The following is a 15,485-nucleotide window of genomic DNA, read 5'->3' as shown; positions in this document are numbered from 1 at the left end:
CGACCCGCCAGATCAGGATCGAACAACAGGCGGTTGAGCCTGGCGGGACGGCATCCGGCCACCTTCATGGCCGGGTGTCAGGGCAGTTCGAGAATCTCATCCCCGGCGTCATCGATCTGCCCGGTCGGGCGCCAGCCCAGCCGGCGGTAGAAGCCGTGCGAGCGCGAACGCGGGTCGGCCGAGCAGGCCAGGAACAAGCGTTGGTGGCCGGCATCGCGGGTCAGGCTGACCACTTCCTGCAGCAGCTGGCGGCCGATGCCGCGGCCTTCGTAGTCCGGCAGCAGGGCCAGCACCAGCACCTCGCCGCTGTCGCGGTCGGCGAAGCAGTAGCCGGCCATGCGCTCGCCTTCCCAGGCGACGCGGCCGATGAAATCACTGGTCGAGATGCCTTCGGCCCACGTCTGAGCGGTGATGCCCAGCTGTGCCAGTTGTGCAGCACTGAAGGCATTCTCGCGGGTACGCCCGCGCAGGTCGATGCAGGCGGCGGCATCGTCGGGGTGGGCATCGCGGACCGAGATGGGCATGCAGGGCATCCTTGCAATGATCGGCCCGCCAGTATCCGCATCACGCATGGACCCGGTGTGGAGGCTTCGTGGAGATTGGATGGAGCAAAAAGGGGACGGAGGGGATTAAGTCGTTTAAGACCCAAACGACATATCGGGCAAAGACGACTTAATCCCCTCCGTCCCCTTTTAGCGGCTTGCGCTCAACGCTTGCGCCGGATCAGCGCCGAGGAGGCGTCCAGCACCGCGCGGGTCAGCAGGGCCATGGTCTGTACGTCGCCCTTCCAGTGCTGCCAGTACAGCGGCACGTCTTCCCACGCGCGCTGGCGCACATAGACCAGGCGGCCGGCGTCCAGATGCCGCTTGACCAGGGGCAGGGGGTTCATGGTCCAGCCCATGCCGCCCAGATTGGCCTGCACGAAGGCGCGGGTGGAGGGAATCCACCAGGTCGGCGCGGTGCTGGGCAGGTCGTCGCCCGCCATCCGTCGGGCGAAACGCGACTGCATTTCGTCCTTGCGGTTGAACACCAGCACCGGTGCCTGCGCCAGCGCTTGTGCGGTCACGCCCTTGGCGAAGTGGCGCTCACGGAACTCGGGGGTACAGGTCGCCGCGTAGCGGATGCTGCCCAGTGCGTGGATCTGGCACCCCTGCACCGGCTCGTCCAGCGTGGTCACCGCGCCCAGCACCGTGCCCTGGCGCAGCAGTTCAACGGTGTGGTCCTGGTCTTCCACGCGCAGGTCCAGCGTGGTGCCGGTGCTCTGCGCGAACTGCGAGGCGGCCTGCGGGAACCAGGTTTCCAGGCTGTCATGGTTCACCGCCACCGGGATGCTGGCCTGCGGCAGGTCTTCGTCAGCCAGGCCCATCCGGTGCAGCGCGTCGTGTTCGAGCAGAGCGGTCTGCTCGGCCAGCTGCACCAGTACCTGGCCCTCGGCGGTCGCGGTGGCCGGGGTGCCGCGCTTGACCAGCAGGCGGCCGACCCGATCCTCCAGCGCCTTGACCCGCTGCGAGATGGCTGACGGCGTGACATTCAGCGACTGTGCGGCGCGGTCGAAGCTGCCTTCGCGGATCACTGCGGCGAGGGCGCGCAGCTGAGCATGGTCGATACGCATCGAATTAAGTTCCGCTAATGTTGGTTTAGGAAGTTTAGCTCGTCTTTTTCATGTTGCGGCGCGACAATGGCGCCTGTTCCGGTGCTGTCCGCCTTCGCGAGGCACCGTCCCCCCAAGCAATACAAGGCAGTGAATCCCATGTTCTCGGTCATCTCCGCCAGCACCGGCCTCGGTGCCTGGTTCTCTGGTGCAGCTACCGGCATCGGCCTGTTCGCCGTGGTCGGCGCCCAGAGCGCCTTCATTCTGCGCCAGGGCATCCTGCGCAAGCACATCGTGCCGGTGGTCGCCACCTGTGCGGCCATCGATGCGATCTTCATCTTTGCCAGCGTGGCCGGCCTGCGCACGCTCACTTCGGCGCTGCCGTGGCTGACCACCGCCGTGCTGTGGACCGGCGTGGCGTTCCTGGCCTGGTACGCAATGAAGTCGGCACGCCGTGCGATCGCCGGTGGCGGCGGCATGGGCGAGGCTGACAGCGACGACGGCAGCCGCCGCGCGGTGCTGATGGCCGCGGTCGGCTTTTCGCTGATCAACCCGCACTTCTGGCTGGACATGATGGTGATCGGCTCCATCGCCGAGAACTTCGGCAACGCCCGCATGGCCTTCGCCGCCGGCGTGGTCACTGCCAGCTGCCTGTGGCTGACCGCGCAGGGCCTGGGTGCACGCCTGCTGGCGCCGCTGTTCACCAAGCCCAGCACCTGGCGCGTGCTCGACGGCACCATCGCCGTGATCCTCAGCATCCTGGCCCTCATGTTGGCGGTGCGCGGGGTCCACTGACCCGGCGCACGCCCCCCGAACCCACGTCCTGACTCTCTCTCCAAGGTAGTGGTAACGACGGCACCGGCAACGGTGCCGTCGTTTTTTCCGCGTTGTCCCGTCTGCCTCTGGCAGGGACTGCAGAAGCCTGCCTAGAATCCGCCATCAGGACAAGGTGTCCGCAGGAGCAGGGGGAAGGATGCGCAGGACGATACTGGCGGCCGCATTGGCCGCCCTGGGGTGCGTTGCGATCGGCGGCGCGGGTGCGGTGGACCTGTCGCAGTACGTGCGGCAGGAAGCCTTCACCGACATCAAGATTTCACCGACGGGCGAGTACGTGGCGGCGACCGTGCCGCTGGAGGATGCCACCGCGATCGTGGTGCTGCGTCTCAAGGACAAACAGATGGTCGGCAATTTCCGGCCACCGGACAAGAATCATGCCTACGAGTTCGATTGGGTCAGCGACGAGCGCCTGCTGATCGGACTGGCCCAGAAATGGGGCTCGCTGGATCAGCCCAATCCCACCGGAGAGCTTTACGCGATCAATGCCAATGGCAACCGTGGCGAGCTGCTGGTGGGCTACCGGGTGGAAAGCAAGGGGCCGGGAACGCTGATCCAACCGAAGAAGGTGGAGGCCGTTGCCGCCTTCCTGGCTGATGACCTGCCGGGTGACGAGCGCAATGTGCTGGTGACCGTCTGGCCGCTGTCGGAAGATCCGTTCACCCGCGTCGATCGCATGGATGTGACCAGCGGGCGTCGCTCGCGGGTCGCGTCTTCACCGGTAAGGCGCGGCGAGTTCACCACCGACGGCGCCGGCGAGGTCCGCTTCGTGCATGGCGCCGGCAGTGACAACGTCAACAAGCTCTACTTCCGTGAACGTTCCGGCGACAGCTGGAAGCTGATCAACGACGAGGCGGTGAGCAAGCGGATCGAAACCGCCATCGGTTTCTCTGCTGATGACGGCGTGGCCTATCTCAATGCCGAGCAGGCACAGGGGCCCAATGCGATCGTGAGCTGGAATCCGCAGACCGGCGAGCGCGCGACGCTGTTGCGCGACGATGTGGTCAATCCGTACCGGATCATCCACCGTCCCGGCACCCACGTGCCGGTCGGGGCGCTGTATCTGGGGGACAAGCCCCATACCCGATTCTTTGATGACAGTTCTGCCGACGCGCGGTTGTACCGCAGCCTGGAGGCGGCATTCGGGGGGGCGGTCTACATCACCTCCAGTACCCACGATGGCCGTGTTGTGCTGGTGGAAACCTGGTCTGGCACCAATCCGGGCGACTTCTACGTGTATGACACGGTGGCGCGCAAGGCCGATCACCTGATCAGCCGTAGTGAGTGGATCGACGTGGACCGCAGCGCCAGCGTGAAGCCGATTGCCCTGAAGGCCCGCGACGGGCTGCCGCTGCATGGCTTCCTGACGGTGCCGGCCGGTAGCAACGGGCGCAACCTGCCGATGGTGGTGATGCCGCATGGTGGCCCGTTCGACATCTTCGATTCCGGCCAGTACGACCGCGAAACGCAGATGCTGGCCGCCGCCGGTTATGCCGTGCTGCAGGTCAACTTCCGCGGGTCAGGCAACTACGGCCGGGCGCACACCCAGGCTGGTGCGCAGCAGTGGGGTGCGGCGATGCAGGACGACGTCACCGATGCCACCCGCTGGGCGATCAGTGAAGGCATCGCCGACGGCCGTCGCATCTGCATCTACGGCGCCAGCTACGGGGCCTACTCGGCGATGATGGGCGCTGCCCGCGAACCCGGGTTGTACCAGTGCGCGGCCGGTTATGTCGGCGTCTACGACCTGCCGATGATGTATACCCGCGGTGACATCCAGGATCGCGGTTCAGGCGTGACCTACCTGCGCGAATGGCTGGGGGACCCGGCCAAACTGGGCGCGGTGTCGCCGGTGAACCTGGCCGGGCGGATCAAGGTGCCGGTGTTCCTCGCGGCCGGTGGTGAAGACAAGCGCGCGCCGATCCAGCACACGGAGCGCATGGAAGCGGCGCTCAAGCGTGCCGGCACGCCGGTGGAAAGCCTGTACTACAAGACCGAAGGCCACGGCTTCTACACCGAGGCCCATCGCAGCGAGTACTACGGCAAGCTGTTGGCCTTCCTGTCACGCAGCCTGGGCGGCAAGACCGCAACGACCGCACCTGCGGCCGGCAAGGACAAGGCACCGTGAGCTGACAGGGCGGCGGATGATCGGTCCGCCGCCCTGGTTTTCCACACGCGCGGGCCTTACTTCACCCCGTGCATCATTTTCTTCAGCAGCGGCGCGGCGATGAAAGCGGCCAGCGCGCAGCCCAACCCGATCCACATCAGCAGCCAGAACAGGTGCGCATAGGCGCCGGCGGCGGCCACCATGTCCAGCGATTCGCCTTCCGGCACCTCGATTGCCGCCAGCTTGCCGAACAGCGCGGCCAGCGTTTCCGAGAACGCGGTGGCCAGGAACCAGGTGCCCATCATCAGGCTCATCACCCGCGGCACGGCCAACTGGGTCACCGCCGACAGGCCGACCGGCGACAGGCACATCTCACCGCTGGCCAGCAGGAAGTAGGCCAGTACCAGCCACCACACGCTGGCCATCTCGCCAGTGGCGCCAACCTGTTGCGCGGCCAGCGCCAGCGGCACGAACGAGAGCGCGCCGATCACCAGGCCCCAGGCCGACTTCACCGGCTTGCCCGGCTCCCAGCCGCGGCGGTCCATCCACGTCCACAGTGCGGCGAAGGCTGGCGCCAGCAGCACCAGGAACAGGCCGCCGAGGTAGGTCAGCGAGCCGGCGGTCTGCGGAATCACCAGGCAGTCGCGCACCAGCAGCACCAGCATCAGAACGACAATGGCGGCGAAGAACGTGCGCGGCGCGGCCGAACCCGGGCGCCGTTCGGACAGGCGCGCGCTGACCACGAAGCCCAGCGGTGCCAGCAGCAGCGAGATGATCGACCACGGCAACGGGGTACCGCCGGTGATCACCAGCGAGGGCACGATGTCCTTGGTCAGCAGGCGGTCGGTGAAGGTCACCCACGAGCCGTACGACTGCTCGTACATCGTGAAGAACACCAGGGCCATGAAGATCAGCACCATCAGCGCGATCATCTGCTGGCGCTGCACCGGCGTGCACTTGCTGCCGGTGAACCAGGCAAACCAGACCAGCACGCCACCCAGCACCACCAGCATCAGCATCAGCGCCAGGCTGATTTCACCGCCCAGCGCGAACGCGCCGTTGCCGGCCGCCCACATCAGCCACGCCACCGGCAGCACACCGAGCACCGCGCACAGATAGATGAGCCATTCGCGCGGCAGGCCCAGCACCTTCTGCTTCAGCGCAGCGGGTTGCGGCGGCTCGGCGTGGCCCTGCAGGTACTTCTGACCCCACAGGAACATCGCCAGGCCGGCCAGCATGCCGATACCGGCCGCACCGAAACCGTACTTCCAGCCGTAGGCCTCGCCGAGGAAGCCGCACACCAGCGAAGAGAACAGGGCACCGAGGTTGATGCCGGCGTAGAACAGCGAGAAGCCAGAATCACGTCGCGGGTCATCCTTGGCGTACAGCTTGCCGACGATGGTGGAGATGTTCGGCTTCAGGAAGCCGACGCCCATGATGATCAGCGCCAGCGACAGGTAGGTCACCGCCAGTGCCGAGGTGTCGCGCACCACTTCGCCGTTCACGCGGTACGCGGCGTGGCCCTCGAAGGCCATGCCGAGGTGCCCGAGCACCAGCAGGATGCCGCCGAACAGCACCGCCCGGCGCATGCCCAGCCAGCGGTCGGCCAGCATGCCGCCGAACACCGGGATGCAGTACACCAGGCCGCCATAGGCACCGAGCAGGTCCAGGCCGGCCTTGTCGCCGAACAGGTGGTACTTGGTCAGGTACAGCAGCAGCAGCGCCTTCATGCCATAGAAGGAGAAGCGCTCCCACATTTCGGTGAAGAAGCAGACGTAGACGCCCTTGGGATGGCCCAGGAAGTCGTCGGAGGCGGTAGCGGCAACGGTCATCGACGGCGGGGACAGCGGAAAGGGCGCGATTATAGAAGGGCAGGGGCCGGATCACGGCGCTTATGACAAATACGACTTAATCCCCTCCGTCCCCTTTTTGCGGCAGGCGCTGCGCGGCTTTGCGGGATCGGCCGGTTGGCCTTGCCGCACCGGTCGGGCGGCCGGGTGGGCCTGCGCCGGCGGTGACCATGCGCACTGGACTTGCCGCCCCCTGAACGCTAGCGTGATCGGGATTTTTTGCCAGCAGGGGCTTCCATGAACCACGACGCTGCGCCCAAGCAGCTCACCTTCCGCGCAGTGGCCCTGGCCATCGTGCTGGCGGTGGTGCTGTCGGCCGCAAACGCCTACCTCGGTCTGTTCGCAGGCCTGACCATCGCCACCGCCATTCCCGCTGCGGTGATTTCCATGGGCGTGCTGCGCCTGCTGGGCGGTGGCTCCATCCTTGAAAACAACATCGTGCAGACCGGCGCCTCGGCCGGTTCGTCGATCGCCGCCGGTGTGATCTTCACCATCCCCGCGCTGGTGATCATGGGCTACTGGCCGGACTTCAAGTACTGGTGGGTGCTGGGCATCGCTGGTCTGGGTGGCCTGCTGGGCGTGCTGTTCTCGGTGCCGCTGCGCCGTTCGATGATCGTTGAAGATCCGCTGCCGTTCCCGGAAGGCAAGGCAGCAGCCGAAGTGCTCAAGGCCGGTGAGAACCCGGGCCCGGGCCTGAAGATCCTCGGCCTGTCGGCGGTGATCGGTGCCTTCGTCAAGCTGGCCGCGGAAAGCGGCATGCGCCTGATCCCGGACGCCTGGGCCACCTCGGCCTACGTCGGCAGCTCCAAGGTCACCGCCTTCATCGGCACCAACCTGTCGCCGGCGCTGCTGGGCGTGGGCTACATCGTCGGCCTCAATGTCGGCATCGTGGTGGTGTCCGGTTCGATCCTGACCTGGCACATCGCCATTCCGATCTACCAGGCGTTCTTCATGAACACCGATCCGGCACTGGCGGCGTCGGTTGCTGCGGCTTCTTCCACCGAGGCGGCATTCGCCATCTGGGGCGCGAAGATGCGCTACCTGGGCGTCGGCGCGATGCTGATCGGCGGCATCTGGACCCTGATCTCGCTGCGCAAGTCGCTGCTGAACGGCGTCAAGAGCGGCTTCGCTGCCGCCCGCAAGAGTGGTGGCCCGGTGCTGGCGCACACCGAGCGCGACCTGCCGATGAAGTGGATGCTGGTCGCCCTGGTGGTCTTCGTGCTGCCGCTGCTGGCGCTGTACCAGGCCATCGTCGGCCAGTGGCACGTGTCGATCCCGATGACCCTCATCATGATCGTCGCCGGCTTCCTGTTCGTGTCGGTCTCGGCCTACCTGGCCGGCCTGATCGGCTCGTCCAACAACCCCGTTTCGGGCATCACCATCTCCACCATCCTGTTCGCGTCGGCCGTGCTGGTCGTGCTGCTGGGCGCCGACGGCCTGAAGCCGGTGGGCGCCGGCGGTGCGCCGCTGGGTGCGGTGGCCGCGATCATGATCGGTGCGGTGGTGTGCTGCGCCGCCGCGGTCGGTGGCGACAACCTGCAGGACCTCAAGGCCGGCTACATCGTCGGTGCCACCCCGTGGAAGCAGCAGCTGATGCTGGGCATCGGTGCGTTCTCGTGCGCGCTGATCATGGCCCCGGTGCTGAACCTGCTGGCTACCGCCTACGGCATCGGCGTGAAGTCCGAGCTGCACCCGAACGCGCTGGCCGCGCCGCAGGCCAACCTGATGGCCTCGGTGGCCAAGGGCCTGTTCGGTGGCGAACTGCCGTGGACCTTCATCGGCATCGGTGCCGTGGTCGGTGCGGCCATCATCGCCTTCGACAGCTGGCTGAAGTCGCGCAACGCCCGCTTCCGCGTGCCGGTGCTGGCCGCCGCCATCGGCATCTACCTGCCGCTGGAACTGATGGTGCCGATCTTCCTCGGCGGCCTGATCGCTTACCTGGTCGAGCGCTTCCACAAGGTGCGTGCCGATGACGAAGAAGGCCGCGACCGCGTGCACAAGCCGGGCGTGCTGTTCGCCGCTGGCCTGATCACCGGTGAGGCGCTGATGGGCATCGCCATCGCGATTCCGATCGTGGTCAGCAGCCGTGCCGATGTGCTGGCCGTGCCGTTCCACCTGCCGGGCGCACAGTGGATCGGCCTGGCCGTGCTGTTCCTGGTCGGCTGGCTGATCTACCGCACCGGCAAGCGCGCCATGGCGTAAGGGCCATGGGGTCGGACCCCTTCCCGCAGGGAAGGGCTCTGACCCGGTAGCGCCGGCCGCTGGCCGGCAACCAGACAGATTGCCGGCCAGCGGCCGGCACTACCGCAAACCGCGCTACGGCGCGGTTTGCCTTTTCTGGCGAAGGTGTCGACCCGTCCCCGGCCATGACCGATGGCCTTGGCAGCCCCGGCCGCACGGGCCTACCATCGGTTTTTTGCCGTCCTGCGGAGACCCCGATGAAACTGCGTCATGCCCTGCTGCCACTGAGCCTGCTGGCCGCCCTGCCCAGCGTTGCCGCTGCCCGTGGCCTGGAAGTCCGCGACATGGTGGCCATGGATCGCGTCTCCGCGCCGGTACTGACCGCCGATGGTGGCACCGTGGTGTTCGCCAAGCGCAGCGTGGATGCCAACCTGAAGGCCTCCACCGCACTGTTCGCGCGCAACCTGCGCACGCGTGACGCGGCCCCGCCGAAGCAGATCACCCCGGCTGGCTGGAGCGTCAATTCCGCGTCGCTGTCGGCCGATGGCCAGACCGTGTATTTCCTCAGCGCCAAGAACGGCAGCCAGCAGCTGTACGCGCAGCCGATCAACGGCGGCACCCCGCGCCAGCTGACCGACTTCCCGGTGGACGTGGACAGCTACCACGTGTCGCCGCAGGACGACCGCGTGCTGTTCAGCGCCGGCGTGTTCCAGGCCTGTGCCTCGGACCTGGCCTGCACCGAGAAGAAGCTCAAGGACGTCGCCGGTGCCAAGGCCAGCGGCAAGGTCTTCGATTCGCTGTTCGTGCGCCACTGGGATACCTGGAACGACGGCCGCCGCAACACCCTGTTCGTGGCACCGCTGCCGGCAGCCAAGGCCGGTGCGGTCAAGGGCGCCTCGGCGCTGAGCGCGACCATCGACGGTGATGCGCCGTCAAAGCCGTTCGGTGGCAACGATGATTTCGCGTGGTCGCCGGATGGCGCCAGCGTGGTCGCCAGCATCCGCGTGGCCGGCAAGCAGGAGCCGTGGTCGACCAACTTCGACCTGTACCGCTTCGACGCGGCCGGCAAGCAGGCGCCGGTCAACCTGACCGCCTCCAACCCGGCCTGGGATGCCGGTCCGGTGTTCAGTGCCGACGGCAAGACCCTGTTCTACCGCGCGATGAAGCGCCCGGGCTTCGAGGCCGACCGCTTCGGCCTGATGGCGATGGACCTGGCCAGCGGCAAGACCCGCGAGATCGCGCCGCAGTGGGATCGCTCGGCCGGCGGCATCACCCTGTCCGCCGACGGCGCCAGCATCTACACCACTGCCGATGACCTCGGCGAGCACCCGCTGTTCCAGATCGACGTGGCCAGTGGCAAGGCCACCAAGCTGATCGGCGACGGCAGCGTGACCTCGGTCGACGTGGCCGGCAACAGCGTGGCGATCACCCGCAACAGCCTGAAGAGCAACGACCAGGTGCTGGTCGGCCTGCTGCCGGCCGCAGGCGAAGCCATCGGCGAGCTGCGCGCGCTGACCCCGGCCGCTGGCGACGTGCTGAAGGACGTCAGCTTCGGTGAGTACGAACAGTTCGAGTTCAAGGGCTGGAACAACGACACCGTGCATGGCTACGTGGTCAAGCCGCACAACTACCAGGAAGGCAAGTCGTACCCGGTCGCGTTCCTGATCCACGGCGGCCCGCAGGGCAGCTTTGGCAATGGCTGGAGCTACCGCTGGAATCCGCAGACCTATGCGGGCCAGGGCTACGCCGTGGTGATGATCGACTTCCACGGTTCCACTGGCTACGGCCAGGCGTTCACCGATGCGATCAGCCAGCACTGGGGCGACCGCCCGCTGGAAGACCTGCAGAAGGGCTGGGATGCGGCGCTGAAGAAGTACTCCTTCCTCAACGGTGACAAGGCCTGTGCGCTGGGCGCCAGCTACGGCGGCTTCATGGTCAACTGGATCGCCGGCAACTGGAACAGCCCGTTCAAGTGCCTGGTCAACCACGACGGCGTGTTCGACCAGCGCATGATGGGCTACGCCACCGAAGAACTGTGGTTCACCGAGTGGGAGCAGGGCGGTACCCCGTACCAGAAGGCCGCGAACTACGAGAAGTTCAACCCGGTCAACCACGTGGCGGACTGGAAGAAGCCGATCCTGGTCATCCATGGCCAGCAGGACTTCCGCATCCCGGTCGAGCAGGGCCTGGCCGCGTTCACCGCCGCCCAGCGCCAGGGCATCGAATCGAAGTTCCTGTACTTCCCGGATGAAAACCACTGGGTGCTGAAGCCGAACAACAGCATCCTGTGGCATGACACCGTCAATGCCTGGCTGAAGCAGCACATCGGCAATTGATGAGTACAGCGCCGCCCTTTGGGGCGGCGCTTTTGCTTACGGGTAGTGCCGGCCGCTGGCCGGCAACCACATGCTGCTTCCACCCATACCGGATTGCCGGCCAGCGGCCGGCACTACCAGGAGCGCCCGCATGATCCAGAACGACATCGTCGTCTTCGGTTTGATCGCCGCCACCCTGGGCGCCGTGTTCTGGACCGCTTCGCGCGAGCAGGGCCTGTGGAAACGCTTCTACACGTTCGTGCCGGCACTGCTGCTGTGCTACCTGATTCCCGGCATCTACAACACCGCCGGCCTGATCGACGGGCAGAACACCAAACTCTACAACCCGATCGCGCGCGACATCCTGCTGCCTGCGGCGCTGATCCTGCTGACGCTTGCGGTGGACATCAAGGGCATCCTGCGGCTCGGCCCGAAACTGGTGCTCATGTACCTGGGCGCCTCGGCCAGCATCATGCTCGGCGCGGTAGTGGCCTTCCTGCTGATGCGCGCCGTGCATCCGGAAACCGTGGCCGGTGACACCTGGGCCGGCATGGCGGCGCTGGCCGGCAGCTGGATCGGCGGCGGTGCCAACATGCTGGCGATGCGCGAAGTGTTCGACGTCAACGCGACCACGTTCGGCCAGTTCGCGGTGGTCGATGTCGGTGTCGGTTACGTGTGGATGGCGGCGCTGATCTTTCTTGCTGGTCGTGCGGCGAAGATCGACGCGCGCAGTGGCGCCGATACCTCGGCCATCGATGAGCTGAAGGAGCGCATCGCGCGCTTCCAGGCCGAGCACGAGCGCATTCCCAGCCTCACCGACCTGATGCTGATCGTGGCGGTGGCCTTCGGCGGCGTCGGCCTGTCGCATGCGATTGGCGCGCCGCTGGCGGCCTGGTTCAAGACCAACGTCGGCTGGGCCTCGCAGTTCAGCCTGGATGCGCCGTTCGTGTGGGTGGTGGTGTTGTCGACCACCTTGGGCCTGAGCCTGAGCTTCACCCGTGCCCGCAACCTGGAAGGCGCGGGCGCATCGCGTCTGGGCTCGCTGCTGTTGTACTTCCTGATCGCCTGCATCGGCATGCAGATGGATCTGCTGGCGCTGCTGGACCGCCCATGGCTGTTCCTGCTCGGCCTGATCTGGATTGCCGTGCACATCGTGCTGCTGTGGTGCCTGGGCAAGCTGCTGAAGGTGCCGTTCTTCTACTTCGCCATCGGATCTCAGTCGAACATCGGTGGCCCGGCTTCGGCGCCGGTGGTGGCTGCAGCGTTCCATCCGGCGCTGGCGCCGGTGGGCGTGTTGCTGGGCACGATGGGCTACGCCACGGGAACCTACCTGGCCTACGTCGTCGGCATCACCCTGCGCGCGCTGGCAGGGCAGGGGTAATGGGTATTGGGGTCAGATCCCTTTTGCGCAGCAAAAGGGATCTGACCCCGGTTCACGGTGGATCACGCCACCGGCAACCCGCGTTCGATCAACCACGCCTTCGCGTCTTCGGCGTCCTGCTCGAACCGCGCCGAGTGAAAAGAGGGGCGCCGCAAGGTCCGGCGCGTCGCCACGCGCCCGTGGCCAACCGCGCCCGCGGCTTTACGCCACCGGCAACCCGCGTTCGATCAACCACGCCTTCGCGTCTTCGGCGTCCTGCTCGAACCACGCCTGCGTAGACCCCAGCCGATACGTATACCCCCAGGCATCCATGTCAGCCATCAGCCGCTGGCTGCCGACACCAGCCAGCTGTCCGGCCAGCACGATCTGCAGATAGCAGGTGGCGTCTTCCTCGGCCACCGAGTCGGTGGCGTCGGTATGCACCTGCGCACGCCGCTCCGGCGGCAGCACGATCAGATGGCAGGCTTCGTGCAGCATCGAGTGCACGGGCGTGTCATCGCGCACGTACACGTTGCTGGCGATGATGCCGGCCTCGGGCTCGCCCCAGTAGCTGCCGGGAATCGGTTCACCGGCTGCGACGTGGTGCAGCTGCAGGCCATGTGCGGCGAGCAGGCACTGCGCATCGGCGAAGGCGATGTCGCCCACGCAGGTGATGTCCACGGCGGTTGTCGTATCGGTCATGCGGGTCAGGCAGCCCCGCCCGTGCAGGCACGGGCGGGGCTGAGCATCAGGGTTTGTCCGGGCCTTCAGGCAGCGCCACGGAGATGTCCAGCACATCGTGCTGGCCATCCTTCACCAGGTCGACCTTCACTGCATCGACGTCGATGTTCACGTACTTCTTGATCACTTCCAGCAGCTCGCGCTGCAGCAGCGGCAGGTAATCGGGGCCACCGCGGTTGCTGCGCTCCTGCGCGATGATGATCTGCAGGCGGTTCTTGGCGGTTTCGGCGGTGGTCTTCTTCGCTTTGAGGAAATCAAACAGGCCCATGCTTACCCTCCGAACAGCTTGCTGAAGAAGCCCTTCTTCTCGACGTTGGTGAAGCGCATCGGGCGTTCTTCGCCGAGGATGCGCGCGACGGCGTCGTCATAGGCCTGGCCGGCTGCGGACTCGACATCCAGGATGACCGGCTCGCCCTTGTTGGAGGCGTTGAGCACGTCACCCGACTCGGGGATCACGCCGATCGCCTTCAGGCCGAGCACTTCCTCGACGTCGGCGATGCTGAGCATCTCGCCGCTTTCCACGCGCAGCGGGGTGTAGCGGGTCAGCAGCAGGAAGGCCGGCACGTCCTGGCCGGACTCGGCCTTGTGGGTCTTGGAGTCGAGCAGGCCGATGATGCGGTCCGAGTCGCGCACCGACGACACTTCCGGGTTCACCACCACCACGGCGCGGTCGGCGAAGTACATCGCCAGGAAGGCGCCCTTCTCGATGCCGGCCGGGGAGTCGCAGATGATGTAATCGAAGCCGTCGGCGGCCAGGTCCTTCAGGACCTTGCCCACGCCTTCCTGGGTCAGTGCGTCCTTGTCGCGGGTCTGCGAGGCGGCCAGCACGTACAGGTTCTCGAAGCGCTTGTCCTTGATCAGGGCCTGCTTGAGGGTCGCTTCGCCGTGCACGACGTTGACGAAGTCGTACACCACGCGGCGTTCGCAGCCCATGATCAGATCGAGGTTGCGCAGGCCGACGTCGAAGTCGATCACCGCCACCTTCTTGCCGCGCCGTGCCAGGCCGCAGGCCAGGCTCGCGCTGGAAGTGGTCTTGCCGACGCCGCCCTTGCCGGAGGTGACTACGATGATTTCAGCCAAAGGACTTCTCCTGATGATTCTGTTTGGGTGCTGCGTCAGTCCAGCGCAGCGATCTTGATCTGGTCCTGTTCCAGCCACACCTGCACGGCTTTGCCGCGCAGGTTGTCCGGGACATCGTCCAGTACCTTGTAATGGCCTGCAATGGCGACCAGTTCCGCATGGAAATCACGGCAGAAGATGCGTGCCGCGGTGTTGCCCTGGGCCCCTGCCAGCGCGCGGCCGCGCAGGGTGCCGTAGATATGGATGCTGCCATCGGCAATGACTTCGGCGCCGGCGCCGACGGTGGCCATCACGGTCAGGTCGCAGTTCTCCGCGTACAGCTGCTGGCCTGAACGCACGTTGCCCAGCTGCATGCGGCCCGGCTGCGGGGCGGCGGCGTCGGCGACCTTTGCCACGGGCGCGGCGGGGGCCGGTTTCGGCTCGGCACGCACGACGCGGCGCGGTTCCGCTGCCGGCGGTGGCGGGGCCGGTTCGGCCTCGGCACGCTCGTACTGGGCGCGGAACTTGGCCAGCAGCGGAAGGCCGAGCTGCTGCGAGAGCAGATCGACCGCGCTGGTGCCGTAGGCCAGTGCCACCGGCAACACGCCGGCGCTGCGCAGGCCATCGACCAGCGCCTGTGCGGTGGCCGCGTCCGGCACCTGGCTCAGGCCGCCGAAGTCGAGGATCACTGCCGCGCGGCCGAACAGTTTCGGTGCGCGGGTCACGCGCTCGTGCATTTCCTGCACGAGACGCTCGACATCAAGGGTACGGATGCGCAGATTGGCGATGCCTACCTGGCCGATCTTCAGTTCACCGGCCTGTTCGTAATCGAAATTCACCGCCACGCTCAGGTCCCCGTCGGTCGCTGTGCCTGCGCCGGCAGTTGCCGGGCGCGTGTCCATGCCACATCCGGCAGCTTGCCACGATAGGTCTCCTGGACCCACGGGTAGCTGCACAGTTCCTTGGCCAGCATGCTGGCACGCACGTCAACCTGGGCCATGGTGTTCTGGCCCAGCTCGCGGAAGCCGAAGCTGCCGTGGAAGAGCAGGGCGGCATCGGCGCCATGGTCGAGGAAGACCTCGCAGGTCATCTGCGGGTAGCGCAGCTCGGCGAAGCTCTGCGCGTCGGCATAGAACGCACGGCCGACGCCACCGCCACGCCGGCGGCTGGCGACCACGATGCGGTCGATGTAGAAGAAGGGGGTGTCCAGCTGCTGCTTGAACCAGGCGAAATTGCTGCTGTCGTGCTGGCTGTCGCTGCCGAAGCCGATCAGGAATCCGGCCAGGTTGCCGTCGCGCTCGGCGACGCGGAAGTACTCAGCGGTTTCGTAGAACAGGCGCAGGCGGGCCGCATCCAGGGGAAGGATGGCCAGGCCAGCGTTGTTGTTCAAAGCCAGGACGGAATCGAGCTCGTGCTCGCGCACGTCGCGGATGACAATCGACATTGT

Annotated in this window: 13 protein-coding genes; 5 read left to right on the top strand and 8 right to left on the bottom strand. The window is 66.5% G+C overall.

Annotation, left to right across the window (positions count from 1 at the left end):
• Window positions 1-77 precede the first annotated feature (77 nt).
• Entirely contained in the window at window positions 78-524 is a 447-nt protein-coding gene (locus VPH47_RS15485) for an N-acetyltransferase family protein (RefSeq protein WP_368851185.1), read from the bottom strand.
• Window positions 525-706: 182 nt separating this feature from the next.
• On the bottom strand, window positions 707-1,612 hold the full coding sequence (locus VPH47_RS15480; RefSeq protein WP_006424060.1) for a LysR family transcriptional regulator ArgP: 906 nt from the start codon (window positions 1,610-1,612) through the stop codon (window positions 707-709).
• Window positions 1,613-1,750: 138 nt separating this feature from the next.
• On the opposite strand from VPH47_RS15480, the gene VPH47_RS15475 reads away from it, so the two are divergent.
• Window positions 1,751-2,386, top strand: coding sequence for a LysE/ArgO family amino acid transporter (locus VPH47_RS15475; RefSeq protein ID WP_005415673.1), 636 nt, complete (start codon window positions 1,751-1,753; stop codon window positions 2,384-2,386).
• Window positions 2,387-2,564: 178 nt separating this feature from the next.
• Window positions 2,565-4,553, top strand: a complete 1,989-nt coding sequence (locus tag VPH47_RS15470; RefSeq protein WP_368851184.1) for an alpha/beta hydrolase family protein — start codon at window positions 2,565-2,567, stop codon at window positions 4,551-4,553.
• Between the two features lie 56 nt (window positions 4,554-4,609).
• Here the strand turns inward: VPH47_RS15470 and VPH47_RS15465 are convergent, their stop codons facing one another.
• Window positions 4,610-6,364: a peptide MFS transporter gene (locus tag VPH47_RS15465; RefSeq protein ID WP_094002397.1), complete on the bottom strand. Its 1,755-nt coding sequence runs from the start codon at window positions 6,362-6,364 to the stop codon at window positions 4,610-4,612.
• 255 nt (window positions 6,365-6,619) lie between these two features.
• On the opposite strand from VPH47_RS15465, the gene VPH47_RS15460 reads away from it, so the two are divergent.
• From VPH47_RS15460 to VPH47_RS15450, 3 genes are all read left to right on the top strand, one after another.
• Entirely contained in the window at window positions 6,620-8,584 is a 1,965-nt protein-coding gene (locus VPH47_RS15460) for an OPT family oligopeptide transporter (protein ID WP_110711582.1), read from the top strand.
• A gap of 236 nt (window positions 8,585-8,820) precedes the next feature.
• Entirely contained in the window at window positions 8,821-10,899 is a 2,079-nt protein-coding gene (locus VPH47_RS15455) for a S9 family peptidase (RefSeq protein ID WP_153856398.1), read from the top strand.
• A 130-nt stretch (window positions 10,900-11,029) separates the two neighbouring features.
• A complete protein-coding gene (locus VPH47_RS15450; protein WP_153856397.1) occupies window positions 11,030-12,259 on the top strand; it encodes a DUF819 domain-containing protein in 1,230 nt (409 codons plus the stop codon).
• 201 nt (window positions 12,260-12,460) lie between these two features.
• Here the strand turns inward: VPH47_RS15450 and VPH47_RS15445 are convergent, their stop codons facing one another.
• From VPH47_RS15445 to VPH47_RS15425, 5 genes are read right to left on the bottom strand one after another with little or no spacing between them, the layout of a single operon-like run.
• Window positions 12,461-12,940: a hypothetical protein gene (locus VPH47_RS15445; protein WP_110711585.1), complete on the bottom strand. Its 480-nt coding sequence runs from the start codon at window positions 12,938-12,940 to the stop codon at window positions 12,461-12,463.
• A 46-nt stretch (window positions 12,941-12,986) separates the two neighbouring features.
• Window positions 12,987-13,247 (bottom strand): cell division topological specificity factor MinE, encoded by a 261-nt coding sequence (gene minE / locus VPH47_RS15440; RefSeq protein WP_004148073.1) that lies wholly within the window; start codon window positions 13,245-13,247, stop codon window positions 12,987-12,989.
• Between the two features lie 2 nt (window positions 13,248-13,249).
• On the bottom strand, window positions 13,250-14,059 hold the full coding sequence (gene minD, locus VPH47_RS15435) for a septum site-determining protein MinD (protein WP_010483375.1): 810 nt from the start codon (window positions 14,057-14,059) through the stop codon (window positions 13,250-13,252).
• 35 nt (window positions 14,060-14,094) lie between these two features.
• Window positions 14,095-14,940, bottom strand: coding sequence for a septum site-determining protein MinC (minC, locus tag VPH47_RS15430; protein WP_368851183.1), 846 nt, complete (start codon window positions 14,938-14,940; stop codon window positions 14,095-14,097).
• Complete coding sequence (locus tag VPH47_RS15425; RefSeq protein ID WP_008267255.1) at window positions 14,886-15,482, bottom strand: GNAT family N-acetyltransferase; 597 nt, start codon at window positions 15,480-15,482, stop codon at window positions 14,886-14,888. Before VPH47_RS15425 ends, minC begins: the two co-directional genes overlap by 55 nt.
• Between the last annotated feature and the right edge of the window lie 3 nt (window positions 15,483-15,485).

This window comes from Stenotrophomonas sp. WED208, assembly GCF_040984485.1.
In the GTDB taxonomy this organism is placed as follows: domain Bacteria; phylum Pseudomonadota; class Gammaproteobacteria; order Xanthomonadales; family Xanthomonadaceae; genus Stenotrophomonas; species Stenotrophomonas riyadhensis.
Note: the sequence above shows the minus strand (reverse complement) of the source record. Positions and strands in the feature narration are given on the sequence as shown.

What these genes read in the sequence shown, in the direction of transcription:
- VPH47_RS15470 (WP_368851184.1), top strand. Translation starts at nt 2,565, where the DNA reads ATGCGCAGGACGATACTGGCGGCCGCATTGGCCGCCCTGGGGTGCGTT.
- VPH47_RS15475 (WP_005415673.1), top strand. Translation starts at nt 1,751, where the DNA reads ATGTTCTCGGTCATCTCCGCCAGCACCGGCCTCGGTGCCTGGTTCTCT.
- VPH47_RS15465 (WP_094002397.1), bottom strand. Translation starts at nt 6,364, where the DNA reads ATGACCGTTGCCGCTACCGCCTCCGACGACTTCCTGGGCCATCCCAAG.
- VPH47_RS15450 (WP_153856397.1), top strand. Translation starts at nt 11,030, where the DNA reads ATGATCCAGAACGACATCGTCGTCTTCGGTTTGATCGCCGCCACCCTG.
- VPH47_RS15425 (WP_008267255.1), bottom strand. Translation starts at nt 15,482, where the DNA reads ATGTCGATTGTCATCCGCGACGTGCGCGAGCACGAGCTCGATTCCGTC.
- VPH47_RS15485 (WP_368851185.1), bottom strand. Translation starts at nt 524, where the DNA reads ATGCCCATCTCGGTCCGCGATGCCCACCCCGACGATGCCGCCGCCTGC.
- minC (WP_368851183.1), bottom strand. Translation starts at nt 14,940, where the DNA reads ATGGACACGCGCCCGGCAACTGCCGGCGCAGGCACAGCGACCGACGGG.
- VPH47_RS15480 (WP_006424060.1), bottom strand. Translation starts at nt 1,612, where the DNA reads ATGCGTATCGACCATGCTCAGCTGCGCGCCCTCGCCGCAGTGATCCGC.
- VPH47_RS15445 (WP_110711585.1), bottom strand. Translation starts at nt 12,940, where the DNA reads ATGACCGATACGACAACCGCCGTGGACATCACCTGCGTGGGCGACATC.
- minE (WP_004148073.1), bottom strand. Translation starts at nt 13,247, where the DNA reads ATGGGCCTGTTTGATTTCCTCAAAGCGAAGAAGACCACCGCCGAAACC.
- VPH47_RS15460 (WP_110711582.1), top strand. Translation starts at nt 6,620, where the DNA reads ATGAACCACGACGCTGCGCCCAAGCAGCTCACCTTCCGCGCAGTGGCC.
- VPH47_RS15455 (WP_153856398.1), top strand. Translation starts at nt 8,821, where the DNA reads ATGAAACTGCGTCATGCCCTGCTGCCACTGAGCCTGCTGGCCGCCCTG.